This is a genomic window from Streptomyces sp. NPDC054849, from assembly GCF_053610945.1.
In genome coordinates this window covers 22,741-46,660 of sequence record NZ_JBSGZI010000025.1, presented here as the reverse complement: position 1 = coordinate 46,660, position 23,920 = coordinate 22,741, and the positions used below count along the sequence as shown (strand labels likewise).

16 protein-coding genes are annotated in these 23,920 nt (G+C 75.7%); 8 read left to right on the top strand and 8 right to left on the bottom strand.

Going from position 1 to position 23,920, the window contains the following annotated elements:
* Window positions 1–10 precede the first annotated feature (10 nt).
* From ACWGIF_RS14195 to ACWGIF_RS14180, 4 genes are all read left to right on the top strand, one after another.
* The gene (locus tag ACWGIF_RS14195; protein ID WP_453496181.1) at window positions 11–4,906 is read left to right on the top strand and encodes a DNA-binding protein; all 4,896 of its coding nucleotides are present in this window, start codon (window positions 11–13) and stop codon (window positions 4,904–4,906) included.
* Between the two features lie 150 nt (window positions 4,907–5,056).
* Complete coding sequence (locus ACWGIF_RS14190; protein ID WP_453496053.1) at window positions 5,057–6,214, top strand: ATP-binding protein; 1,158 nt, start codon at window positions 5,057–5,059, stop codon at window positions 6,212–6,214.
* On the top strand, window positions 6,211–10,311 hold the full coding sequence (locus tag ACWGIF_RS14185; protein WP_453496050.1) for a DUF5682 family protein: 4,101 nt from the start codon (window positions 6,211–6,213) through the stop codon (window positions 10,309–10,311). Before ACWGIF_RS14190 ends, ACWGIF_RS14185 begins: the two co-directional genes overlap by 4 nt.
* Window positions 10,308–12,149 carry a hypothetical protein gene (locus tag ACWGIF_RS14180; protein WP_453496048.1) on the top strand — a complete coding sequence of 614 codons (1,842 nt, stop codon included), beginning with the start codon at window positions 10,308–10,310 and terminating at the stop codon, window positions 12,147–12,149. Before ACWGIF_RS14185 ends, ACWGIF_RS14180 begins: the two co-directional genes overlap by 4 nt.
* On the opposite strand, the gene ACWGIF_RS14175 is transcribed toward ACWGIF_RS14180, so the two are convergent.
* Complete coding sequence (locus tag ACWGIF_RS14175; protein WP_453496045.1) at window positions 12,115–12,597, bottom strand: HAD domain-containing protein; 483 nt, start codon at window positions 12,595–12,597, stop codon at window positions 12,115–12,117. The genes ACWGIF_RS14180 and ACWGIF_RS14175 overlap by 35 nt on opposite strands.
* A gap of 192 nt (window positions 12,598–12,789) precedes the next feature.
* Window positions 12,790–14,400, bottom strand: coding sequence for a carboxylesterase/lipase family protein (locus ACWGIF_RS14170; RefSeq protein WP_453496042.1), 1,611 nt, complete (start codon window positions 14,398–14,400; stop codon window positions 12,790–12,792).
* Between the two features lie 167 nt (window positions 14,401–14,567).
* Here ACWGIF_RS14170 and ACWGIF_RS14165 point away from each other — a divergent pair, with 167 nt between their 5' ends.
* Window positions 14,568–15,554: a hypothetical protein gene (locus ACWGIF_RS14165; protein WP_453496039.1), complete on the top strand. Its 987-nt coding sequence runs from the start codon at window positions 14,568–14,570 to the stop codon at window positions 15,552–15,554.
* Between the two features lie 55 nt (window positions 15,555–15,609).
* Here the strand turns inward: ACWGIF_RS14165 and ACWGIF_RS14160 are convergent, their stop codons facing one another.
* From ACWGIF_RS14160 to ACWGIF_RS14150, 3 genes are all read right to left on the bottom strand, one after another.
* Window positions 15,610–16,635 carry an NAD(P)/FAD-dependent oxidoreductase gene (locus ACWGIF_RS14160; protein ID WP_453496037.1) on the bottom strand — a complete coding sequence of 342 codons (1,026 nt, stop codon included), beginning with the start codon at window positions 16,633–16,635 and terminating at the stop codon, window positions 15,610–15,612.
* Window positions 16,632–17,186, bottom strand: coding sequence for an isoprenylcysteine carboxyl methyltransferase family protein (locus tag ACWGIF_RS14155; RefSeq protein ID WP_453496178.1), 555 nt, complete (start codon window positions 17,184–17,186; stop codon window positions 16,632–16,634). Before ACWGIF_RS14155 ends, ACWGIF_RS14160 begins: the two co-directional genes overlap by 4 nt.
* 107 nt (window positions 17,187–17,293) lie before the next feature.
* Window positions 17,294–18,355, bottom strand: coding sequence for a type III polyketide synthase (locus tag ACWGIF_RS14150; RefSeq protein WP_453496034.1), 1,062 nt, complete (start codon window positions 18,353–18,355; stop codon window positions 17,294–17,296).
* A gap of 75 nt (window positions 18,356–18,430) precedes the next feature.
* Between ACWGIF_RS14150 and ACWGIF_RS14145 the strand changes: the two genes are divergently transcribed.
* On the top strand, window positions 18,431–19,372 hold the full coding sequence (locus ACWGIF_RS14145; RefSeq protein WP_453496031.1) for a UbiA family prenyltransferase: 942 nt from the start codon (window positions 18,431–18,433) through the stop codon (window positions 19,370–19,372).
* A gap of 180 nt (window positions 19,373–19,552) precedes the next feature.
* Here the strand turns inward: ACWGIF_RS14145 and ACWGIF_RS14140 are convergent, their stop codons facing one another.
* Together ACWGIF_RS14140 and ACWGIF_RS14135 are read right to left on the bottom strand one after the other, a co-directional pair.
* Window positions 19,553–20,587 (bottom strand): PHP domain-containing protein, encoded by a 1,035-nt coding sequence (locus ACWGIF_RS14140; protein ID WP_453496028.1) that lies wholly within the window; start codon window positions 20,585–20,587, stop codon window positions 19,553–19,555.
* A gap of 45 nt (window positions 20,588–20,632) precedes the next feature.
* Window positions 20,633–21,118 (bottom strand): MarR family winged helix-turn-helix transcriptional regulator, encoded by a 486-nt coding sequence (locus tag ACWGIF_RS14135; protein ID WP_453496025.1) that lies wholly within the window; start codon window positions 21,116–21,118, stop codon window positions 20,633–20,635.
* A 127-nt stretch (window positions 21,119–21,245) separates the two neighbouring features.
* Here ACWGIF_RS14135 and ACWGIF_RS14130 point away from each other — a divergent pair, with 127 nt between their 5' ends.
* Both ACWGIF_RS14130 and ACWGIF_RS14125 read left to right on the top strand, forming a co-directional pair.
* Window positions 21,246–21,656: an organic hydroperoxide resistance protein gene (locus ACWGIF_RS14130; RefSeq protein WP_030770995.1), complete on the top strand. Its 411-nt coding sequence runs from the start codon at window positions 21,246–21,248 to the stop codon at window positions 21,654–21,656.
* A 77-nt stretch (window positions 21,657–21,733) separates the two neighbouring features.
* Window positions 21,734–23,398, top strand: coding sequence for an FAD-dependent monooxygenase (locus ACWGIF_RS14125; RefSeq protein WP_453496022.1), 1,665 nt, complete (start codon window positions 21,734–21,736; stop codon window positions 23,396–23,398).
* Window positions 23,399–23,540: 142 nt separating this feature from the next.
* Here the strand turns inward: ACWGIF_RS14125 and ACWGIF_RS14120 are convergent, their stop codons facing one another.
* Window positions 23,541–23,906 carry a DUF6204 family protein gene (locus tag ACWGIF_RS14120; protein ID WP_453496019.1) on the bottom strand — a complete coding sequence of 122 codons (366 nt, stop codon included), beginning with the start codon at window positions 23,904–23,906 and terminating at the stop codon, window positions 23,541–23,543.
* Window positions 23,907–23,920: the final 14 nt, after the last annotated feature.

Here is a 23,920-nt window from a genome sequence, read left to right as displayed (position 1 = left end):
AGACACCGAGATGAACCAGGCCGAACTGCTGCTCCAGGCGGGCGCCGTACTGCCCCACGGCACCACGGGCGCCGGACCCGCCGCCGTCGCACTGACCGCCCGCTCCTACCGCCACCCCGGCCTCGGCGACGACCGCGTCGTCGTCCGGCTCGCGCCCGCCGAACTGGGCGCCGCCGAGGACCTCGCCGCCGGCTTCCTGGGACTCGTACGCGACGAGGGCGAGCCGCCCGTCGTGGGTCTGAGCCGGCGCCAGGCACTCGGCTTCCCCGAGTGGGTCCTCGTGCACCACCCCGAGGACGGCCACCACGCCCTGGCCGTGGTCCCCGAACTCGACCGGATCGCCCGGCAGGCCAAGACCAAGCCCAAGGCAGCCCTCGACGCCTGCCTCGAACTGGCCGGCCGCCTCGCCGCGTCCGTCCCGCACTTCCTGCCCCTCTTCCACGAGCAGGCGGCGCGCATCTTCCTCGCCGTCGAGAACACCACCTACGCCGCCCAGCTGTTCGGCCGCGCCCGCACCGCCGAGGCCCAGCACGGCCTTGCCATCGACGAGGACCGCCTCGACTCCGTCTTCCTCGAATTCGCCCTGGCCGGCGCCCTGCCGGTGAAGGTACTCACCGGTTACGGCAAGGCGCTGGCCGGCCGCGTCGCTCCCACCGAGGCCTACGAGCGCTTCCGCCGCCTGTGCGTACGCCGCACCGCCGGCGGCCTGCCGCCCTCCGCCCAGGCCGCCGTCGAACTGCGCCGCCTCGCCCGAGCCGCGGGCCTGACCGGCACCGAGGCCGAGCAGGACTACCTCGCGGAACTGCTGCCTCTGCCCGCCACCCTGCGCGCCGCGCTCGGCTGGTGGAAAGCCCACCGCAGCGCTCTCGTGGCCCTCGCCCGCCGCGTTCCCGCCGTACGGGGCACGCTCCTGGGGCTGACCCCGCCCAGCGGCGACGGAGGGGAGCTCACCGACCTGTGGCTGGACATCCTGGAGGAGTCCGGCGCCACCGCCGGACTGACCGGTGAGGACCTGCCCTCCGAGGAGCGCTGCGCCGACGGCACCACCGGGTGGCTCGAGCGCTTCCACACCGCCCGCCACGCCGGCTGGGGCCGGCGCTGCACGGCGCCGGTCCTCCTCGACGTCGTCGAGCGCTGCGCGGAGCAGATGCGCACCGAACTCGCCCGGCCCGGCCGGGAAGCGGGCCTGCGGGTGGGAGTCCAGGACGCCGACCTCCTCGACCTGCTGCTCGCACTCGAGCTCCCGGTCGCCGACCCCGCCCCCCAGGGCAGGAACAACCGGTACGACGCGCTGAACCTGTCGGGCTGGGCCGACTCCGAGCAGCGCCGCGACCTGCGCGCCCTCGCCGCGGACGAGCGGTTCCACCCGGCCTTCCGGCAGGCGCTCAACGCGCTGGGCGACGGCGGCGCCGACATCGTCCGGTGCGTCGCCGCCTCGGCCGGCGGCCGCCCCCTGCTCGCCGAGTGGGTGCGCGGTGTCGCCCGCGACTCCACCGCGGCGGGCCTGCCCGGAGTTCCCCAAGCCATCTCGCGCCTGGCCTGGCTGCCCGCCGAAGCCCTGGAACTCGCCCCCGGGGAAGTGGCCGCCGCGGCCGCCGCCGACCTGGCCGAGACCCTCGCCCGCACCCTGCGCGGCGGTCTCTTCGAAGAGCTGGTCTGGCCCTCCTGGGAGAGCGCGGTCGCCGAACTGGCCCCGGACAAGAACCGGAGCGGCCTGAGGGTGCAGGAGGCCTGGCCTTACCTGATCGTCGCCAACGCGGCCCAGGTCCGGGTCATCGACGCCGACTCCACCGTCCTCACGCACGACGTGCGTGTCCCCGCAGGCCAGCAGAACCGGTACGCATGCCACTACGTCGACGGTGAACTGCTGGTCTTCTGGGTCGACTGGAGCACCAACGAGGTCCAGGGCTACTGGCACACCTCGCCGGGCACCGTGCTCACCCTCGACGCCCGCCGCACCTACTGGTCGCTGCGATCCGAACACCTCAGCATGCCGCTCCCGGGCGGCGGCCGGGCAACCGGCGGTGGCGTCCTGCACCGCGGGGACACGAAACTGCCGGACGAGCGGCCCCTGCTGTCCGACGGCACCTCGTACTGGGCGTGGCAGCCCCGCGACCAGACGAACGAGAGCGGCTGGCGCGAGTACGACCCCGCCACCGGGACCCACGGCCGGTTCTCCCTGCCCGGATTCCTCGCCGACGCCCTGCACGGGCACCCCGACGACTCCCGGACCGCCGGGCACTCCAGCCTGCTGCGGCCCGTGCCCACCGTGGCGGGCTCCGTACTCGGCGCACCCGCCGGCGGACTGCTCGGCTGGCGTGTCGTCCGCATCCCCGGACACGGCTGGCAGGGAACGGACACCGGCGGCCGTACCGTCACCGTCCCCGAGGGCAGCGACAGGCCCGTGGCGGCACTCACCTTCCCCGGTGACGAGCGCCCGCGCGCCCTGACGCACCGCTGGCGCGAACTGAGCATCAGCGACCCCGACGGAGTCGTCACCGCCCAGTCGCGCGGCGACAGGCACAACGCTCCCTTCGCCACCGGCAGCGTGGACCTCCCGCCGCTCGACTTCTGGTACGCGCTGCGCCCGCGCGACGCCGAGGGCTCGGCAGCCCTCCGCACCGCCGACCGGGAAACCGTCGCCGCGCTGCTCAAGGCGGCCGCCGCGGCCGAGAAGGTCACCGACCTGCCCGGCCTGGTGAGTGCGGCCCTGCCGCAGGTCACCGCCCCGGAGCTGATCGGCGGCATCATCGAGGTACTGCGCTTCACCCTCATCCAGCAGAAGGCCCTGGACGCGATCGCCGCCCGGCTCCACCAGGACACCGCCCCCGCCGAGCGGCGCGAGCAGGGGCCCAGCGACCGGCTCCTCGCGGACGCGCTGAACGGGCTCATCGGCTCCGGCTACTACCACTGGGGCCCCGAGGGCGACTGCGCCCACCAGATCCTGAGCGAACTCGGCGCCGCCTGCGCGCGGACCGACGCCCCAGCGGTGCCCGGCAGGCTCCACTTCGACGCGCCCGCGCTGCCGTCCTACACCTTCCCGTGGACGCAGCTGCTCGACCAGCCCGCGGCCGTCGCCTACCGCGCCGTCGCGGCCTCGTCCACCGACGAACAGCGGGCGGCCCTCGTCACCCTGCTCGGCGCGGTGGACGCCCTCGGCCTGGCCTCCGCCGAGGGCTCGGCCGACCGCTGGCGCAGGGTGGTGATCCACCTCGACCGGCCGCACCTGACCGCGCCCGACGGCCTCGAACGCAACTCGTACCACCGCAGCATGCTCCCGCTCGGCGGCGGAGCCGTCCTCATGCTGACCGAGCACAGCCAATCCGTGCCCGACGGCCAGGAATACGGCGCCCTGTTCCACGACCCCACCGGCCGCTTCACCGTCCCCGGCCCCTACACCGCGCGCGGCGACGCACCGCTCGGCGACCGCGTCCGCGGCGCCCACTGGCTGGCCTCATTCCTCGACGCGGCCGCCGAGCACGGCCCGGCGCCCTTCCGCCCGGAGGCCGCGGAGGAGTTCGCCCGGCTCACCGGCGTCTCCGGCGCCCTCGCCCGCCTGGTGCTCGCCGGGCTCCCGCACGTCGACAGCCACGGGCGCAACTTCCTGCCGGCCGAACTGCGCGCCGCCCTCGGCGTCAAGGCCGCCGACGCCGCGTGCGCACGCGACGAACTCAAGAACCTCGACGCCGACGTGCGGCGTGCTCTGGTCGCGGCCCTGCTGCCCGCCGATCCGGCCCGGCTGTGGAGCGAGGGCCCCGACGTGGCCGCCGCCGCGCAGGTGTGGAACCGGTGCGTGGGCCGGCGTACCCCCGTACCCGACTGGCTGGCCACGGAGGCCGCGCGCGCCGTCCGCGGCGGATGGCCCGCGCACCGGGTCCTGGCCGCACTGCTCGACCCGGCGGCCTCCCGTGAGCTCTCCGTCGACGTGGCGTGGACCGTGAAGGGCGACCACGTGGAGCCCCGCGAGCCGGCCACCGGCGCCTTCACCGCTCCCGTCCTGACCGGAACCCTGGCCATGGCCGCCTGGCTGGCACACCGGCTGCCCGCCGGCGACCCCGTACGAGCGGCCCTGCCGCCCGTACTGACCGCCGTACGGCAGCGGCTCGCCGCACCCGAACTGCTCCTGGAGATCGGGCACTACACCAGCCTTCCCCACTTCAGGAAGGCGGCGGGCACCCCGACCGAGACCGGCGAGGGCTACGAGCGCTACGGCGCGGTCGTCATGGCCACCCACGACGACCAGCCCAAGCCCGCACTGCGCCCGGCGCTGCTCGACTCCACCGGCTCCGACCCCTACCTGCCGGCGTTGCGCGGAGACGACCAGCGGCCCTCCGGTGTCGAGTCCGCCCTGCGGACCGCCCACGACCCGCGCTTCGCCGCGCTGCTCGCCGACCCCGGAGCGCCGGCGGCGGGAACGGTCGGCAAGGACGGCACCTGGTGGCCGCAGGACCCGACCCGCTCCGTTCCCGAGCTGGTGGAGGAGGTGAGCGCCGAGTACGCTCTCGGCGCCGACGCGGCCGCCCTGTACCTCGCGCTGCTCGCCATGCCCGACCCCACCGACCGCAACATCGCGCGGTGGACGGGCTGGAAGCCCGCCCGGCTCAAGGCCGCCCGCGCCGCACTGGCCGCCACCGATCTGGTGGTGGAGGCAGGGCGGAGCCGGGCCGGACGCACGCTGTTCCTGCCGGGCGGGTGGACCGACCTGTCCTCCCCGACGCTGCCGGTGGAGCAGTGGAAGCTTCCGATGTACGGCCTGACCGCCGGCGACCGGCCGCTGCTGGGAGTCCTGGTGCCGGCCGAACCGGCCGCGGAGCTGTACCGACGGGCCTGGCAGCGGGTGCGCGAGGGCGACGTACCGCGCTTCGCGGAACTCAAGGTGAAGCGCACCCGGACCCGCCGCCGCTGACGTCAACCGTCCGCCTCCGGCGCGGCGCACCCCACCGCGGGTGCGCCGCGCCCTCCGGACCACCTCGCCGTCCACAGAGCCACACAGCCACAGAGCCACACAGCCACAGCCCTGAGCCCAGAGCGCACAGCACACATCCAGAGGAACCTGATGACCGTCACCGCACCATCCGTACCCGCCTCCCGGCAGGTGCTCCCCGCCGAGGAGCGGTACGCCGCCGAGCTCGACTTCCTCGCAGCGCAGGACCCCGGCCCCCGGCCCCCCGGCTGGGCGCTGACCCCGCGCGCCGTCGTCACCTTCGTCTGCGGCAGCGACGGAGCCGAGCTGGCCCTGCCCAAGCGCCGCGCCGGCCTCCCCGCCAAGCTGGCCATCGCCCCCAAGTTCGTCGGCGAGCGCGCCCTCGTGGAGCGTTGCGTCGTCACCCTCGCCGGAGAGCGCGGCCTGCTCCTCACCGGCGAGCCCGGCACCGCCAAGTCGATGCTGTCCGAGCTGCTCGCGGCGGCCGTCAGCGGCACCAGCGCCCTCACCGTCCAGGGCACGGCCGGCACGACGGAGGACGCCTTCCGCTACGGCTGGAACTACGCGCTGCTGCTGGCCCAGGGGCCGAGTTCGGGAGCGCTGGTCGACTCGCCGGTGCTCTCCGCCATGCGCACCGGGCGGGTGGTCCGCGTCGAGGAGATCACCCGCTGCCTGCCCGAGGTGCAGGACGCCCTGGTCTCGATCCTGTCCGACCGGCGGGTCAGCGTGCCCGAACTGACCGCCACCGAGGACGCGGTGGTCTCCGCCGCCCCCGGCTTCACCGTCATCGCCACCGCCAACCTGCGCGACCGCGGCGTCTCCGAGATGTCCGCCGCCCTCAAGCGGCGCTTCAACTTCGAGACCGTCGCGCCGATCGCGGACGCGGACGCGGAAGCCACGCTGATCCGCCGCCAGGCGGTCGCCGCCGTCCAGCGGGCCGGCGCCGCCTTCGGGGTCGACGACGCCGTGCTCGACGCGCTCGTCACCGTCTTCCGGGACCTGCGCTCGGGACGTTCCGCAGAGGGCTGGGACGTGGAGCGCCCCGGTACCGTCATGTCCACCGCCGAAGCCGTGCAGGTGGCCGCCTCCCTGGGGGTCGCCGCCGCGTACCTGCCGGGCGGGGACGTACTGGACCTGCTGCCGGGGCACCTCCTGGGGGTGGTCCGCAAGGACGACCCCGCCGACCACGGCCGCCTCCTCGGCTACTGGGACGGCCCGGTCCGCCGCCGGGCCGAGGACGGCTCGGCGATGTGGCGCCGTCTGTGGGACCTGCGCGGGAGCCTGCGTTGACGCACACCGACCCGCGTGCCGCGGTGGACGCCCTCGCCGCGGCCCGTGAGCCCTACCTGATCGGGGTGCGCCACCACAGCCCCGCACTGGCCGCGGTGGTCCCCGCCCTGCTGGACGCCTCGGGCGCCGACCTGGTCTGCGTCGAAATCCCGGCCGACTTCCAGCCGTGGCTGGAGCAGCTGGCCGACCCGGAGACCGTCGCCCCGGTCGCCCTGGCGGGCACGGGCCAGGACGGCCGGCTGGCCTTCTACCCGTTCGCGGACTTCTCCCCGGAACTGGCCGCGATCCGCTGGGCCCGCGAAACGGGCGCGTCCGTCGTCTGCTGCGACCTCCCGCTGACCGACCGGGGCTGGACCGCGGAGGCCTCCCTGTCGGCCCCCGCCCCCGGCAGAACCGGTGCCGCCGGACCGGACACCGGCACGGCACCGGACCCGGACCAGGCGCCCGACGCGCCGAGCGTCCCGGCAACGGACCCTGCGGCGGGCACCCGCACGGATTCCGGTGCGGCCCCGGGGCCGGAGGCGGTCGTGGACCGGGTCGGGGATTCCGGCTCCGGTACGGACTCGGGCCCGTCTTCCGACCCGGAACACGAGGCGCGGCGGCGTTCGTTCGCGGAGGCACTCACCGCCGCCGGAACCGGCCGCGACGGCGACGATCTGTGGGACCGTGCCGTCGAGGTTCTCGCACCGGGCTGCTCCCCGGAGGCCGTACGACGTGCGGCGCTCGGCGTCGGCTGGGCGCTGCGCGCGGACACGACCGCCGTCCCGGCGACGGACCTGGCCCGCGAGGCACACATGCGGAGCGTGATCGCGGGCGCCGTCGGCGCGGGCCGTCGCGTGGCCGCGGTGATCGGCGCGTTCCACGCGCCGGCGCTCCCCGGAATCGATCCGGCCGATCCCCATACTCATACCCATCCCGCTATCGATTCCGCCGCCGACTCCGAGCCCGCCTGCGGCGCTGGCACGGCCCTCGGGCCGCATGCGGCGTGCGTTCCGGGGACGGGGACGGGGACAGGGACGGGGACCGAGGCAGGGGCCGCGTCAGGCACGCGCCCCGCCGCCGCCGACACCCCGGCCGTGCCGGGACCCCGGCACGGCCGAATCATCGCCTCCGGCGAGCCTCCTGCCGCGGCGCCCGGGCGTGCCGGCGAGCCTTGCGGCACAAGCGCCTCCGGTCCGGCGTCCCCGGGGGCCGGTGAGCCGTCCCGCGTGGGCGCGGCCCGTACGGCGATCCCAGACTCCGGTGAGCCGTCCCGCGCGGGCGCCTCCGGCACGGCCGGCGTCGGGTCCGCCCCGGCGGGCGGAGCCGGCGGGGCCGGCGCGGACGTGGACCGGCCCGTCACCTCCTTGGTGCCGTACTCCTTCGACCTGCTCGACTCCCGCTCCGGCTACCCCGCCGGAATCCGGGACCCCCTCTGGCAGCAGGCCGTCATGGAAGCCGGCGGTGACCCCGGTCGGGTCCGGGAGGCGGCCTCCGTCGCCCTCACCCGGCTCTGCCGGGAGCTGCGCCGCGCCGGGCACACCGCCGGCACCGGCGAGGCCGCCGAGACCCTGCGGCTCGCCTGCGACCTCGCCGTCCTGCGCGGGCTCCCCGCACCCGGCCGCGGCGAACTCCTCGAGGCCGTCACCACCGTCCTCGGCCAGGGCGAACCGCTCGGCCGCGGCCGCGCGCTGGCCCGCGCCCTCGAGGCCGTGCTCGTCGGCACCGCCCGCGGGCGGATCACCCCGCACGCCCCCCGTTCCGGCCTCGGCCCCTCCGTCGAGGCCGAGCTGACGGAACTGCGGCTGCCCGGCCCCGACGAGCCCGCCGCCCGCGAGATCCGCCTCGACCCGCTCCGCTCGGCCCTCGACGGCCGCCGCGAGGTCCTGCTGCAACGGCTCCTGGTGTGCGGCGCCTCCTACGGCGAGCCCCTCACCGTCGCCGCCACCGGCGACGGCACCGCCCTCGGCACCAAGTGGCGGCTGTCCTGGACGCCGTCCGTCCCGGCCCGGCTCGACCTTGCCGGAGTCCGCGGTGTCACCGCCGCCCAGGCGGCCGCCGGAACACTGCGCGACACCGCCCGCCGCGCCGCCGCCGACGGCGGCCCGACCCCGGCGCAGATCCTCGCAGGGCTGGCCGCCGCCGCGCGGTGCGATCTGCCCGCGCTGGTCGGCGTACGCCTCCACGAGGCGGCCACCGCCCTGCCGCAGACGGCGACGCTGCCCGAACTCCTCGACGCCATCGACCTCCTGGAAGCCCTCCACCGCGGCCACCTACCCGGTACCTCCGCCGCGTCCCGGGCCGCTTCAGCCGCCCTCACCGGTGACCTCCTGGAGGCGGCCGTGCGCTCCCTGCCCGGCCTCGCGGGCAGCGACGACCCGGCCGACGCGGCCGCCCTCGTGGCCCTCGCCGACCGCGCCGCCGCCCACCACCTCGGTCTGCGCACGGACGACGCCCTCGCCGCCCTGGCCGCCTCCGCGTCCCCGCTGATGCAGGGCGCGGCCCTGGCCGTACGGGTCCTGCTCGACCTCGACGCGGCCGCCGAGCTCGGTGGCCGCGCCGCCGGATGGATCGACGGCGCGGGCACCGCCGACAGCCGGCGCGCCCTGACCCGGCGGCTCGCCGGAGTCCTCACCGCCGCCGGCCCCCTGCTCCAGTCCTCCCCGGCCGCCCTCACCCCGCTCCTCGACCGCGTCGAGCACCTCGCCGACCAGGACTTCCTCGACCGGCTGCCCGCTCTGCGCGGCGGCTTCGACGCTCTCTCGCCCGCCGCCCGCGACCGGCTGCTCGACACCGTCACCGAGCGGCTCGGCGACCGGTTCGACCTCACGCTCGACGCGTCGCCCGCCCTGCTCGCCCTCTGGGCCGCCGCCGACGCCGCCGGACTCGCCGCGCTCAAGGCCCTCCCGCTGCCCGGGACGGGCGCACCGGCCGCCGCGGCTCCGGAAATCCCCGACGCCCCCCGCCCTGCGGCCCCCGAAGCCGACGGCCGGCGGCTCGCCCCCGCCGACCGCTGGCGGCTGCTGCTCGGCCGCGAGCGCGACCGGCTCCCCACCGGCGCCCGCCGCTACGCCCACGCACTGGACGAGCTGTACGGCGCCGGGCGCGGCGAAGGAGCCGGCGACCTCGACGGAGGCCAGGGACCGGGCCGGGGCGGTGGCCAGGAGGCCTCCTTCCCCACCGCCCGGGAGTGGTCGCAGGAGCTGGAAGCACTGTTCGGCGCCGACGTACGGGAGGAGGTGCTCGCCGGAGCGGCCGAAGCGGGCCGCACCGACGTGCTGGCCCAGCTCGACCCGGCATCCGTACGGCCCTCCGTGGAACTGCTCAGCTCCGTCCTGTCCCTCGCCGGCGGGCTGCCGGAGGCCCAACTCGCCTCGCTGCGCCCCCTGGTCAGACGACTGGTCGACGAACTCGCCAAGGAACTGGCCACCCGACTGCGACCGGCCCTCTCCGGCCTCGCCACCCCGCGCCCCACTCGCCGCCCCGGCGGCAGACTCGACCTGGACCGCACCCTGCGCGCCAACCTCGCGCACACCCGGCGCCGGGCCGACGGCAGCGTGGTCGTCGTACCGGAGCGGCCCGTCTTCAGCACCCGGGCGAGCCGCGAGGCCGACTGGCGGCTGGTCCTGGTCGTCGACGTCTCCGGCTCCATGGAGGCGTCCGTCATCTGGTCGGCCCTGACCGCGGCCGTGCTGGGCGGCGTACCGACCCTGTCCACCCACTTCCTCGCGTTCTCCACGCAGGTCGTGGACCTCACCGACCGGGTCGACGACCCGCTCTCGCTGCTCCTGGAGGTCCGCGTCGGCGGCGGAACGCACATCGCCGCCGGTCTCGCGCACGCCCGCTCCCTGATCACCGTCCCGAGCCGCACCCTTGTCGTGGTGGTCAGCGACTTCGAGGAGGGCGCCCCGATCGGCGGGCTCCTCGGGGAGGTCCGCGCGCTCGCCGCCTCCGGCGCCCACCTGCTGGGCTGCGCCGCGCTCGACGACGCGGGCACGCCCCGCTACTCGGTCCCGGTCGCGCGGCAACTCGTGGCGGCCGGCATGCCCGTGGCCGCCCTCAGCCCCCTCGCCCTCGCCCGCTGGGTGGGCGACCGCCTCCGTGGAGAGTCCCGTTGAGCACCGAACTGCCACCCGTCGCCCCCGAGGTGCTCGCCGAAGCGGTCGAGAACCTCACCGCCCGCCTGCGCAAAAAACTGGACGATGCCATCGCGGGCTGCACGGCGGCCGCCACCCGCGCGGCGGACGGAAGCGTCACCGTCCGCTTCGGCGAGGACGCCGTCGTCACCCTGCGCCCGGGTCCGGCGGGCACGGTCACCGAGGCCGGACTCGCCACGTGCACCTGCCTGTTGGCGCCCCGCTGCCTGCACCGGGCCGCGGCCCTGGGCGCCGCCCCGATCGCGGACGCGGCGCCGCAGCCGGACCCGGAGCCGGAGCCGGCCACCGCGGCCGAGTCCACCGGGCACGCCGATCCCACGGCCCACGCCGCGCCGGCCGCGCCCGCGCCGTCGCTCACCGAAGCCCAGCTCGGAGCAGCGGCCGCCCTCTGGCAGGTGGCCGCCGAAGCCCTCGCCGCCGGCGTCACGGCCGGGGGAGCCGTGGTCCAGGCCGAGCTGCTGCGCGCCGCGCACACCGCCCGCCTCGCCGGGCTGCCGCGCGCCGAGGCGGCCGCCCTCCGGGTCGTACGCGGGCTGCGCGCCGCCCGGGAACGCCGGGCCGCCCAGCGTCTCGCGGCCCTCACCGAAGCCTTCCGCGAACTCCTGCACACCGCCGGAGTCCTGGCCTCCGGCTCGGCGGACCCCGCGCTCACCGGCACCGCCCGCCGCGCCTACGCGCAGGGCGGCAGCCTCCAGGTACTCGGCCTGTGCCGGGAACCCGTGCTCTCCGCCACCGGATACGGCGGAGTGGTCACCCACCTGCTGGCCCCCGACGGCGCCCGCTACTCGGTCGCCGACGTCCGCCCCGGCGGCCTGGCCCGCGCCCGCGGAGCCGGCCGCGCCTCCGTCGCCCTCGGCGGCGCCACCCTCGACCACGCCGGACTCGCGCGCGGGGGTCTGCGTATCGTCGGCGCGACGGTCTCGCCCGAGGGGCGGCTCGGCGCCGGACGCGGGGTCAGGGCGACCCCGCTGCCCGGCACCCCCTGGACCGAGCAGCCCGCGGCGGCGCTCTTCGCCCGCCCGGCGGCCGAGGCCGTCGCCGAACTGCTGGCCGACCCGGACGCAGCCGAATCCGCGCTGCTCGGCTGCGACGTCACGGTCGTCGGCGCGGCCGGCGAACACCTCCTCGTCCGCGAGACGCGACCGGACGCGCCCCTGCTGCGGCTGCTGCCCGCCCACCCGCACCCGGAGCTACGGCACACGGAGAACCTGCGCCGCATCGCCTCGTACCCCGGCCTCCTGCTCCGCGTGCTCGGCCGCCCCGACCTGGACCGCGCCGCCACGCTGCGCCCCGTCGCCGTCGGCCCGGTGCCCGGCGCGCCGTACACGCTGCGGCTGCCCGAGGAGTGGCTGGGCCGCGCCGACCTCGGCTACGACCGCCTCCAGGGCGTGCACTTCCCGCCGCGTGACGCGGCCCCAGAACCGGTCCCGGCAGCCGACGGCCCGGACCCGCTCGCCGACTCCCCGCTGTGGCGAGTGCGCCGCCTGCTGGAGACCGGAGTCGCGGGCGGCCGCCGCGCCGTCGCCGAGGCGGCCCGCGGTGCGGCGCCGCTGGCCTCGGCCTCCTACGGCCCATTGCGCCGGGCCGGGCTCACCGCTGCGGCGGATCTGACCGCCGCGCTCGCCGCCGAGGCCGACCGCCGCCCCCGCGACGCCTTCGGCCGCCTCGCCGACCCCTCGCCCGACGGTTACGCGTGGGCCTGGCTGGCCGCGGCCACCCACCTCGCCGCGGCGGAACGCTCCCTGGTCGCCGCGTCCTGGGCCGCTACCCCGAGCGGAGCCACGCCCGCAGCGCGGTGAAGTCGGCGTCGCCCAGCCCCCGGCCGGCATCGACGCGGTGCAGCAGCGCCCGGCCGGAGTGGCGGGCGGCCACCCAGGCGCGGTCGGCGCCGGTGATCTCGTCGTCGACCCAGATGAAAGGCCGTCCGCCTGCGTGGTCGAGGAGGGCGGGAGTCTTCCAGTGGATCCCGCCCCGCCCGTCCTCGTCGGACGGCTCCGGCCAGTCCATCACGGCCAGCTCCGGCAGGCCGAGCCGCGGCGCGACGCTCTCGTTGGCCTCCGCCCCCCAGGTCGTGGCCCACACCAGCTCGCACGCCAGCGCCGCCAGCCGCGGCCCGAGCGTGGGATCGACCCGGGCGAGCAGGGGATTGGCGTCGTCCCCGGGCGGATAGGGGCCCGCCCCGAACGGGATGAGCGGACCGTCGACGTCGAGGTAGAGGAGGGGACGGTCGGCCGTGGAACCGGTCATGACGCCACCGTAGTCCTCCAGCGCGCGGGGCAGACGAACCCCTCGTGCCGGCGTAAGGAGCAGTCCCGTACGACGTCGAGGAGGTCGTCGGCCGCCTCCGGGCCCGGGTCGCCGCGCTGTTCGTCGGACGGCGGCACGAGGTCTACGGCGAGAAGGGGACCCTCACCGTCCGCACCGGCGAACGCACCGTCGTCACCGAGAAGTGGTGCCCCCCGGCCACCGCTCGTCCCAGAGCGCGCAGTGGTGTGCGGCCCGCGCGTCCACGGTACGGATCCCGTCCGCTCCCGGCGCCAGCGAGAGCACCGAGGCCGCCGACCGGTCGCGCGGCCAGGCCGGGGCGCCCGGCGCCGCGGGAACGCCGGTGCGGGCGAAGCCCGTCCAGTAGGCGGTCATCCGGTCCGCGAGCTGCCGCTGAGGGCCGGTCAGGGGCGCCATCGTGAACAGGTAGGGCAGTTCGAAGCCGTGGGACGCACCGTACGGCAGCCCCGGAGCCTGCGGGAGGCCGGTGAAGTCGGGTGCGTTCCGGTCGCTGAACCGGTAGGTGTACGCCGGCACGTGCCGGCCCAGCGACGCGGCGTCGCGCAGCGTCGGGCAGATGAACGACGCATCGGTCAGCACGGTGGCCCACGCCACCGCCGGGGTCGGGTACGCCGCCGCCGGATAGCGGGCCTCGACGGCACGGGCGGTCGAGGCGTCGAAGGACAGCTCCAGCCGGGACCGGTACGCGTCTTCGTCGCCGATCGGATGGGCCGCCAGCGTCTGCGCGAGGAAGAGGCGCACCTCGTCCTGGGTGGCGCCCTGCAGCACCGGCACCCGGTGGAACCGCCCGGCCTCCAGCGCCCGCCGCGGCTCCAGCGGCAGCGTGCTGTTGCCGTAGGACACCAGGGAGAAGCGTTGCATCAGTTCGGCGGTCGCGAGGGAGCCGGTGTCCAGCCGGCGCAGACAGTCCAGCACACCGGTCGGCCCGTCGCAGCCGAGCCGGGCTGCCGCCAGGGTGCCGTCCGCGACCGTTCGCCGCTCGGGCACGAACGGCTCGTACGTGCCCAGGCCGGGCAGCAGGGCCCGCGGCGGCATCGTGGTCGAGCACGAGCCGCTCTGCACGATCGCCTTGTGGAACAGGCCCGCCGAGGCCGGGGACGTGAGGTGCGCGCAGACGCTGAGGGCCCCGGCCGATTCACCGAACACGGTGACGTTGCGCGGGTCCGCGCCGAAGCGCTCCGCGTTCGCCCGTACCCAGCGCAGGGCCGCCCGCTGGTCCGCAAGGGCGAAACCGGGGGCCCCGCCGAGCTCCGGATGGCCGAACAGGCCGAACACGCCCAGCCGGTAGTTGACGGTCACGACCACGGCGTCGCCCTGGACGGCCAGGCGGTCGGGCCGGTAGAGATCGCCCGCACCGCTGAAGAAGCCGCCGCCGTGGAACCAGACCATGACGGGGCGCAGCCGCCCTCCGGCGCCCCGGCCCGGAGGAGCGGTGACGTTGAGGTACAGGCAGTCCTCGGAGCCGTTCGGCCCGCCGGGCCCGACCGCCGGCAGCTGCACACAGCGGGAACCGGCGGCCCCGGCGTCGCGCACGCCCTGCCACCGGGGCGCCGGCTCCGGGAGCCGCCAGCGCAGGGGGCCGGTCGGCGGAGCCGCGAAGGGGATGCCCTCGAAGGTGCTGTACGCGCCGTGGGACCGGCCGCGTACCGGCCCCCGGTCGGTGTCGACCACGGGATGATCCGCACCGGCGGCAGCCCCCACCAGCATCAGTACGACGGGCAGGAGGAGCGCGCACCTGCGTCGGACCTTGCGAAAGTCGGGCACGGCCGACGCCCTTTCCCCGTGGGGCGCGGCGGGAGACACCCGTTTGCGCGCCCCGAATGGCGCAGTGAGCGGAAGTGGCACTCAATGTAACAAAGCGTGCGCTTCCCATGACGCACGATGACCGGCGCGCGATGTGTAGACCCGCGCGTCGGCGAACGGAGCTTTCCATGAATGACCCCATCATCCTCGCGTCGGCGCAACACGAAGACCGCCGTGAGACCCCCGACCCTCACATACCGGACGAGCCGAACACACAGCCCCTGCGGACCCTGCTGGAGACGGCGGCCACCTGCCGTCCCGTCGAGGAGGTCACCGCATTGGTGAGCCTCCTCAAGGAGGGCGGCCGACTGCCCGACGCCGGGCACGACGCGCTGCGCGCGGCCGCCGTCACCCGTCCCGTGCAGGACGTACGACGGATGGTCACCCTCCTGGGTGAGCACCCGCACGAGGTGGTCGAGGCGGACATCACGCTGCGCGCCGCCGCGGTGGGACGGTCCATCGAGGACGTGGCCCTGCTGGTGGCCATCCTCGGCAAGGACGACCCCGGCGCCCCGGAGCAGCAAAGCCACGCCGGGTCCGCCGGGTCCGCCGGGTCCGCCCGGCCCGTCAAGTCCGTCGCGTCCGCCGGGCCGGCCGGCCCGGACGAGGAGCCCTTCCAGGAGCCGTACGAGCCGTCGTACGAGCCGCCGTACGCGGCGCTCCACGACGCGCCGTACCAGAAGCCGCCCCGCCGTCGGCGCACCGCACCCGGCGACGGCGAAGTGGCCGGCTCCCCGGTCCTGCGCCACGTACTGCGCTGGCCCGTGGCGATCGCCCTGCTGGTCAGCGGCGCTCTGCACCTGCCGGACGACCTGACGGCCCTGCCGTCCGCGGCCCCCGTCGTCTACCTGCCCCTCCTCGTCACCGTGCTCTGCCTGGGAATCGGCGTACTGGTGGCGCTCCGGGACACCACGGCCGTGTGGCGGGCCGGCGCGGCCGCCGCCCTGGGCGTCGTCGCCCTGCACGTGCTCGGCGGGTCGGCCGGCTTCGACCCGCTGGAGGCAACCGTGGGTGGTCCCCCGGCCTGGGCGGGCGTCACCGTCGTGCTGAGCGCGGCGGCCGCCGCGGTCCTCGCCGGCCTGGCTCTGAGGAACCGCCGGGAGAGCTCGGCCTGACCGGCCTGCGCCCCCGCCCCACCGGCACCCCGCGCCCTGTGCGCGGGGTGCCGTGTCACGCGAGCAGGTTCACCGCCCCCGTGAACACGCGCGGAAGCCGGGCGGCCGCCGGGACGATCCGGCGCGCGAGCCGCGGCCGGTGGCGGGCCCACAGCAGCGAGGTGGTGAGGGCGCGGTAGCTGCGCGACAGGTCCCGCCAGGCCTGCTCGTAGGCCTGCGGCCGCCCCGCCCGTACACAGCGCACCAGTTCGCCCGCCGCCGTCACGGCCAGGGTGACGCCCTCACCGGTCAGCGCGTCGACGTACCCCGCCGCGTCCCCCACGAACAGCACGCGCCCCGCCACCCGTACCCGGGCCCTCTGGCGCAGCGGCCCGGCCCCGCGCACCGCCGTACCGGCATCGGCGGCCAGCCGCGCCGCCAGCAGCGGGAAGCGGGCGAGCTGGACGTCGAACGGGGCCTGCTCGCTCGTGAGGAGGGCGACGCCGATCCGGTCGGGCGCCAGCGGGGTGACGTAGGCCTCGCACCGCGCCGACCAGTGCACCTCGACGAGGTCGCTCCAGGGTGCTACCTCGTAGTGGCGGCGCAGCCCGTAGCGCGCCGGCCGCCGGGGTGCGAGCGGCGCCGACAGGCCGAGCCCGCGCCGGACGGGGGAGTGCAGGCCGTCCGCGGCGACGAGGTACCGGGCGGTGAGGCCCGCCGCGCTGACGTGGTGGACGTCCTGGCGTACCTGGTCGACGCGTTGCCGCACGACCCGTACGCCGAGCTGCGCGGCGCGTTCGGCCAGCGCGGCCTGCAGCACGGTGCGCCGGGCGCCGAGGCCGGGGCCGGACCGGAAGAGGCCCTCCGCCTGACGGCCGCTCACGCCGTCGACGTAGCGGATGCCGTGGAACGGCTGCCCGGCCACGGGCACACCCAGCTCCAGGAGGCGCCGTACGGCGCCCGGCATCAGGCCCTCCCCGCAGGCCTTGTCGATGGGGGTGGGCCTCGGCTCCACGACCACGACCTCCAGCCCGGCGAGGGCGCCGTGGATGGCGGTGGCCAGCCCGGCGGGACCACCGCCGGCGATCAGCAGGTCGATCACGACATGCTGCCCGCCGACGGGACGGAGGAGGGCGCGCGCAGCCGGCCGCCGTCCGTCAGTGCGGCGTCCTCGCAGCCGATCCGCACCCGCAGCAGCACCAGGTTGAGCACGGTGAAGCCGACCGCGGTCGCCCAGGCCGTGTGCACCAGCGGCAGCGCGATCCCTTCCGCGACCACCGCCACGTAGTTGGGGTGGCGCAGCAGCCGGTACGGTCCCGCCTCCACCAGCGGCAGTCCGGGCACGACGAGCACCCGGGTGTTCCAGCGCTTCCCGAGGGTGGCGATGCACCACCAGCGAAGGCCCTGGGCGGCCACGGCGACGGCCAGGGCCGACCAGCCGAGCAGCGGGACGAACGGACGGCCGAACACCCAGGGTTCCACCACGCAGCCCACCAGCAGCGCGGTGTGCAGGGCGACCATGGCCGGGTAGTGGCCGCGGCCGTACTCGCGGCCTCCCCGCGCCAGGCTCCACGCGGTGTGGCGGCGGGCCGTCACCAGCTCGGCGAGGCGTTCGGCGGCGACGAGGCCGATGAGCAGCAGGTACGGGGTCAGTGAGCTGAGGGAGGTGAGGGAGGTCGGGACGTTCAGCGAGGGGAGCGAGGTCAGGGAGGTCGGGGAGGTCGGGACGACGTTCAAGAAGTTCATGGAGTTCACCCGGGTCACCAGCGCAGGAGGACGAGTTCGGAGGCGAAGCCCGGACCGAAGGCGAGCATCAGCCCGACCGATCCGGGAGGGGGCGGTCCCGCGCTCTGGACGCCGTCCAGGATGTGCAGGACCGAGGCGGAGGAGAGGTTCCCGACGGCCGCCAGCGACCGGCGACTCGCCGCGAAGGCCGGCTCCGCCAGGCCCAGCGCGTCCGAGAGCGCGTCGAGGATCTTGGGGCCGCCGGGATGGCAGATCCACGCGTCGACGTCCGCGGGCTTGAGGTCGTGGGCGGCGAGGAAGGTCTCGACCTCCTCGGCCACGTGCAGCCTGACCAGGTCGGGCAGTTCGCGGCCCAGCACCATGCGCATGCCCCAGTGGCCGATGTCCCAGCCGAGGAGGTGTTCGGTGCCGGGGTAGAGGCGGCTGCGGGCCGCCACCACCTCGGGTCCGGCGGCGAGGGCGTGCAGGGGATGGTCGCGGCCCACCGCGACCAGGGCGCCCGCCCCGTCGCCGAAGAGCGCCCCGGCCACCAGGTTCGCCGGCGAGGTGTCCGTGCACTGGAGGGTCAATGAGCAGAGTTCGGTGGACAGCAGCAGGGCCGCGTGGCCGGGCCGACCGGTCAGATGGTCGTGGAGATGGCCGACCCCGGCGGCGCCGGCGGCGCAGCCGAGGCCGAAGAGCGGCATCCGCCGCACGTCGGGCCGGAGCCCGGCGAGCGTGGCGAGGCGGGCCTCCAGGGAGGGCGTCGCGAGCCCGGTCACCGTGGTCGACATGACCAGGTCGAGCTCGCCCGCAGCCAGGCCGGCGTCGGCGAGGGCGAGTTCGAGGGCCCTGGCGCCGAGCTCCAGGGCCGTCTCGACGAAGAGGGCGTTGGTCGTGCCGAAGTCGTTCGCCGGCCCGTACCGCTCCAGCGGGAGGGCGAGATGACGGCTCTCCACGCACACCGAGCCGTGGACCCGACGCAGCAGGGCGGTGTCGGAGCCGGGGGGCAGGAAGCGGGCGAGGGCCTGCGTGATCTCGGATTGGAGGTGGCGATGGGGCGGGAACACGCTGCGCACTGCCAGAACACGTGTCATTGATTCACCATAGGAAATAACTGACACATCGTTATGAATCAGGCTAACCGGGCGCGGCGCCGCTAGCGTGTCGCCGTGCCCGTGCGAACCACGCAAAACGCCGAGAACGCCGAGAACGCCGAGAACGCCGAGAAGACCGAGAAGACCGAGAAGACCGAGAGCACTGCAGACGCTCAAAAGGCCCGGATCACCGAGAGCGGCGCGTCCGGATCCACGGTCAGAGGCCTGCTCGCGGCCTGTCATCCGTTGCCCGCGGCGGCCGTGACCTTCTTCACCGCCGCCCTGGCGGCCGCCGCGGGCCGGAGTCTGCCGGGGGCGGCCCTCACCGTGGGTGCGGTGGCCGCCGGACAGCTGTCGGTGGGCTGGTGCAACGACCGGGCAGACCTGCGGCGCGACCTGGCCACGGGGCGACGGGACAAACCACTGGTCGCCGGTACGGCGTCACCCGCCGCCGTGACCCGGGCGGCGGCCCTGGCGCTCCTGCTCTGCGTCCCGCTGTCGCTGGCCTGCGGGCTGCTCGCCGGCGCCGTGCACCTCGCCGGCGTGGCGGCCGCGTGGGGCTACGACCTCCGGCTGAAGAGCACGGCCGCCTCCTGGGCCCCGTACGCCCTGGCCTTCGGCCTGCTGCCCGCCTTCGTCACCCTCGGCCTGCCCGGCGCGCCCTGGCCGCCGTGGTGGCTCACGACCGCCGCGGCTCTGCTGGGCGCGGGCGCGCACTTCGCCAACGTGCTGCCCGACATCGACGACGACCTGGCCACCGGGGTCACGGGGCTGCCGCAGCGGCTCGGCGTACGGTGCTCGGCCGCGCTGGCCGGCGTGCTCGTCCTCGGCTCGACCGCGGCCCTGGTCCTGGGACCGCCCGGGCGGGTGACGGCGTACGGCTGGATGCTGCTGGCCGCGACGACGACGGCGCTGCTCCTCGCGTCCCGCCGACCCGCCGGACGGCTCCCCTTCCTGGCCACGATGTCGGTGGCGGGCGCGGATGTGGTCCTGCTGGTCCTCGAAGTCCGCTCATAGGGCGTCCACGGCCGGGTCCGGCGGGGTGCCGAAGGGGTCGTGGACGGCGGGGCTCGGAACCGGGCGGCCGTACGCTCCTGACGGGTGGTCAGTGGCCCCCATGCGTGGGGGCCGGTGACCAGGGACCAGGGGCCACCGCCCGGAAACGCGCAGGCGCGCCCGGGCGAGGTGCCGGCTCCGTCAAGGGGCCTGCCGGGTGCGGGTCCAGCTCAGGAGCCGGTCCGCCGGCCAGGTGTTGATGACGCGCTCGGCCGGCACATCGCATTCCGCGGCCCGTTCGCATCCGAGCATCTGCCAGTCCAGCTGGCCCGGGGCGTGCGCGTCCGTGTCGATCGCGAAGTAGGTTCCGGCCGCCACGGCGAGCCGGAGCAGCCGCCGGGGCGGGTCCAGCCGCTCGGGCCGGCTGTTGATCTCCACGGCGGTCCCGGCTTCCGCGCAGGCCGCGAAGACGGCCTCGGCGTCGAACTGCGACTCCGGACGGCCCCGGCCGGTGACCAGCCGCCCCGTGCAATGGCCCAGGACGTCCATCAGGGGATTGCGCACGGCCGCCAGCATCCGCCGGGTCATCGCGGGCGCGTCCATCCGCAGCTTCGAGTGGACCGACCCGACGACGAGGTCGAGCCGCTCGAGCAGCTCCGGCTCCTGGTCCAGCGACCCGTCGTCGAGGATGTCGCACTCGATCCCGGTGAGCAGCCGGAAGGGTGCCCAGGTGTCATTGAGTTCGGCCACCACCTGCAGCTGCTCGCGCAGCCGCTCCGGGGAGAGGCCCCGCGCGACCGTCAGCCGCGGGGAGTGGTCGGTCAGCACCGCCCATTCGTGGCCCAGTGCGGCCGCCGCCCGGCCCATCGCCTCGATGGGGCTTCCGCCGTCCGACCAGTCCGAGTGCACGTGGCAGTCCCCCCGCAGGGCCGCCCGCAGTGCCGTGGCGGCGGGCGTGGCCGGCGGCCCCTCGGGGAGTGCGGCGGCCTCGTCCTCCAGTCTCTGCAGATAGGCCGGCACCTCACCGCCGAGGGCTTCCCGTACGACCTGGGCCGTCTTGGGGCCGATGCCCTTGACGGTCTCCAGGGAACCGGCGCGGATCCGGTCGGCCACCTCGTCCTCGCCCATCCGCTCGAGCGCGGCCGCGGCCGTCCGGAAGGCCCGTACCCGGTAGGTGGGGGCCTGGGCGCGCTCCAGCAGGAAGGCGATACGGTCCAGCGCCGCAACCGGGTCCATCACACACCTCCCGCTTCCGGACCCAGTGTCCGGCGGGGGAGGCGTCTACGCCTCTCCGGCCTCCCGGGGGACGGCGGCGTCGAGGGCGGCGGTCAGGCGGTTCAGCCGGACCTGGAGGTCGACGACCTCCGCGAGCTCGAAGCCGGTCGCGGCCGCGATCCGCCGGGGCACCTCCGCCGCGCGGACCCGCAGTGCCGCGCCCTCCGCGGTCAGGTGGGCGTGCACGGAGCGCTCGTCCGCGGCGCTGCGCTCGCGGCGCACCAGCCCGGCCGCCTCCAGGCGCTTGAGCAGCGGGGACAGCGTCCCCGAGTCGAGCCGGAGGTGGTGTCCGATCTCCTTGACGGGCAGCTCGCCGTGTTCCCAGAGCACCAGCATCACGAGGTACTGGGGGTATGTGAGCCCCAGGTCCTTGAGGACGACGCGGTAGAGGCCGCCGAAGGCGCGGCTCGCGGCATTGAGCGCGAAGCAGATCTGGCCGTCCAGGCGCAGGAAGTCCTGGTCGGAGTGGGTGGCGGTCGGCTGCTCGGTCATGACGACGAGTGTACCGGGGATGAGTTTGCGAGGCATTGAATTGTGCACAACTGAATTGCGTGCTCTACTGGTGGAGCGCGGTCGACCACCGGCCGCCACCCGGTTCATTTCTGCGAGAGGAACTCTCATGGACGCGCTCTACACCGCTGTCGCCACCGCCAACGGCCGCGAGGGCCGCACCGTCAGCTCCGACGGTCAGATCGACCTCGCCCTGGCCATGCCCCCGGCGCTCGGCGGCAACGGGCAGGGCACCAACCCCGAGCAGCTGTTCGCGGCCGGCTACGCGGCCTGCTTCGCCAGCGCGCTGGGCCTGGTCGGCCGCCAGGCCAAGGCCGACACCAGCGAGGTCTCGGTCACGGCCGAGGTCTCCATCGGCAAGGACGGCGCCGGCTTCGGCCTGGGGGTCACCCTGCGCGTCGAGCTCCCGGAGTCCCTGGCCGGCGAGACGGGGGCCCTGCTGGTGAAGCAGGCGCACGAGGTCTGCCCGTACTCCCGCGCCACCCGCGGCAACATCGACGTGGACCTCGTGATCGAGTAAAGATGCCGGACGCCCGGCGGGCGGCGACCATGGAGGAGCACCGATTCTTACGGGGGCCGCACGCCGGGGAGGCGTCAGTGGCACACGCCTACGCAACGGACGTCCTGGTCGCCGGCGCCGGCCCGGTCGGACTGACCGCCGCCGTGGAGCTCCGCCGGCGCGGAGTCTCCTGCCGGATCGTCGAGCGCCTGCCCGCCCGGCTGCCGTTCGCGAAGGCCGTCGGCATCCAGCCACGCACCCTGGAGATGTGGGACCGCATGGGACTGGTCCGCGCCGCCCTGGAGGCGGCCGTTCCGATGCGCGGGCAGTTCACGTACCTGGGCGGCGTCGAACAGGCCCGACTGGACTTCGCCGTGCCGCCCGAAGTGCCCTACGGATTCGCGGCACTGCCGCAGTACGAGACCGAGCGCATCCTCGACGAGCACCTGGCCCGCTTCGGAACCGCGGTCGAACGCGGCACCGAGCTGGTGTCGTTCGGCCAGGACGCCGACGGGGTGACCTGCCGGCTGCACACGCCGTCCGGCGCGGAGGAAGAGGTACGGACCCGGTTCCTGGTGGGCTGCGACGGCGCGCACAGCATCGTCCGCAAGGGGCTCGGGCTCAGCTACGAGGGCGGCGCGTTCCCCGAGGAGTACATGCTCGCCGACGTGCGGGTCGACTGGGACCTGCCGGCCGGGTACGGCGTGCGCTCCATGCACCTGGACGGGGACGGCAAGGTCGACGACGTGCTGGTGTGCATACCGCTGCCCGGCCGCGGCCGCTACCGCATGTCGATGATGGTGCCGCCCGAACTCTCCACCGCGCGCCTGGCCGGGGGCGCCTCCGACGGCGTCACCCACGGCCTGCAGACCGGCCGGGCCCCCGGACTCCCGGACGTTCAGACCGTCCTGGACCGGCTCTCGCCGAGACCGACCACCGCCTCCGACATCCGCTGGGCCTCGGTGTTCCGCATCAGCCACCGGATCGTCGACCGGTACGGCGACGGCCGGGTCTTCGTCGCCGGGGACGCGGCGCACATCCACCCGCCGACCGGCGCCCAGGGCATGAACACCGGTATCCAGGACGCCTGCAATCTGGCCTGGAAGCTCTCCCTCGCGGTCGACGGCGCCGCCCACCCCGGCCTCCTCGCCAGCTACGACGCCGAGCGCCGGCCGGTCGGCGAGGAAGTCGTCGGCCGAACCGTGCGGCACGCCGCCCGGGGCGTCGAATCCGACCCGGAGGACCCGGCCACCCTGATGCTGCGCGAGGCCCAACTGCTCGTCGGCTACCGGGGAAGCCCGATCGTGGACCCTGCCGGCGAGGGACCGGGGCCCGGGCCGGGTGACCGGGCGCCGGACTGCGGCGGCCTCACCGGGCAGATCGCGGCCTACCCGATGCGCCTGTACGACCTCCTGCGGGAGCGCGGACACGTCCTGTTGCTCTACGGAACCGGGAGCGGTACGGATTCCGGGGCCGCCCTCGACGAACTCGCGCGGACGGCACGGGAGTCCTCCGGCGGCCGGGTGGAGACCTGCGCGATCCTTCCCGCCGACTCCCGGACCGACGACCCGGCCGGCGAGGCGGGCGTGCTGCCCGCCTACCGCGACGCCGCGGGCGAGTTCGCCCGCCTCTACGCGGCCGACCAGCCGACGGCTTTCGTGATCCGGCCCGACGGGTACCTCGGCGCCCGTCTCTCCCCACCCGCCGCGCAGCAGCTGGCCGTCCACCTCGCGGCCGTCTTCTCCGCGAACGGCGAGGCCTGACCGTCACGGCCGTCCTCGTCCAGGGCCGGACGGTTCAGGGTCGACCGGTCGGGCGAGCGTTCAAGCGCAGGGTCAGGTCGAGTCGATCTGTCGGGCGACCGGTCGGGCGATCGGCCCGGACTCCGGCCAGGCCGGACCGGAGTCAGGGCCGGACGTGGGCACGGGCCGCCTCCCGGCGCTGACGCTTGCCCAGCGGAGCCAGCGACAGGTCCTGGGCCTGCGACCTCAACTGCTTGAAGCCGTACCCGCGCTCGGCGAGCCAGCTCTCCGCCGCCAGCTCGGCACGGGCCGTCGCATCGAGGATGTCCTCCTCGGCCTCCCCGGAGTCCAGGAAGCGGAAGGTGAAGAAGAGCCGGGCCGCGACGTCGTACGTGAGATGCCCCTCGGCGGTGAACTCCGCGTGCAGCATGTCGTGCTCGGGCGCGGCCGCGAGCAGCTCGGCCCGCTGGTCGTCGGTCAGACCGTCGAACGAGCCGCGGACGGTGATACGGAAGGTACGAGTGCTCATCCCCGGAGCCTAGA

What these genes read in the sequence shown, in the direction of transcription:
- ACWGIF_RS14130 (WP_030770995.1), top strand. Translation starts at nt 21,246, where the DNA reads ATGGACGCGCTCTACACCGCTGTCGCCACCGCCAACGGCCGCGAGGGC.
- ACWGIF_RS14175 (WP_453496045.1), bottom strand. Translation starts at nt 12,597, where the DNA reads ATGACCGGTTCCACGGCCGACCGTCCCCTCCTCTACCTCGACGTCGAC.
- ACWGIF_RS14190 (WP_453496053.1), top strand. Translation starts at nt 5,057, where the DNA reads ATGACCGTCACCGCACCATCCGTACCCGCCTCCCGGCAGGTGCTCCCC.
- ACWGIF_RS14140 (WP_453496028.1), bottom strand. Translation starts at nt 20,587, where the DNA reads ATGGACCCGGTTGCGGCGCTGGACCGTATCGCCTTCCTGCTGGAGCGC.
- ACWGIF_RS14165 (WP_453496039.1), top strand. Translation starts at nt 14,568, where the DNA reads ATGAATGACCCCATCATCCTCGCGTCGGCGCAACACGAAGACCGCCGT.
- ACWGIF_RS14135 (WP_453496025.1), bottom strand. Translation starts at nt 21,118, where the DNA reads ATGACCGAGCAGCCGACCGCCACCCACTCCGACCAGGACTTCCTGCGC.
- ACWGIF_RS14150 (WP_453496034.1), bottom strand. Translation starts at nt 18,355, where the DNA reads ATGACACGTGTTCTGGCAGTGCGCAGCGTGTTCCCGCCCCATCGCCAC.
- ACWGIF_RS14120 (WP_453496019.1), bottom strand. Translation starts at nt 23,906, where the DNA reads ATGAGCACTCGTACCTTCCGTATCACCGTCCGCGGCTCGTTCGACGGT.
- ACWGIF_RS14195 (WP_453496181.1), top strand. Translation starts at nt 11, where the DNA reads ATGAACCAGGCCGAACTGCTGCTCCAGGCGGGCGCCGTACTGCCCCAC.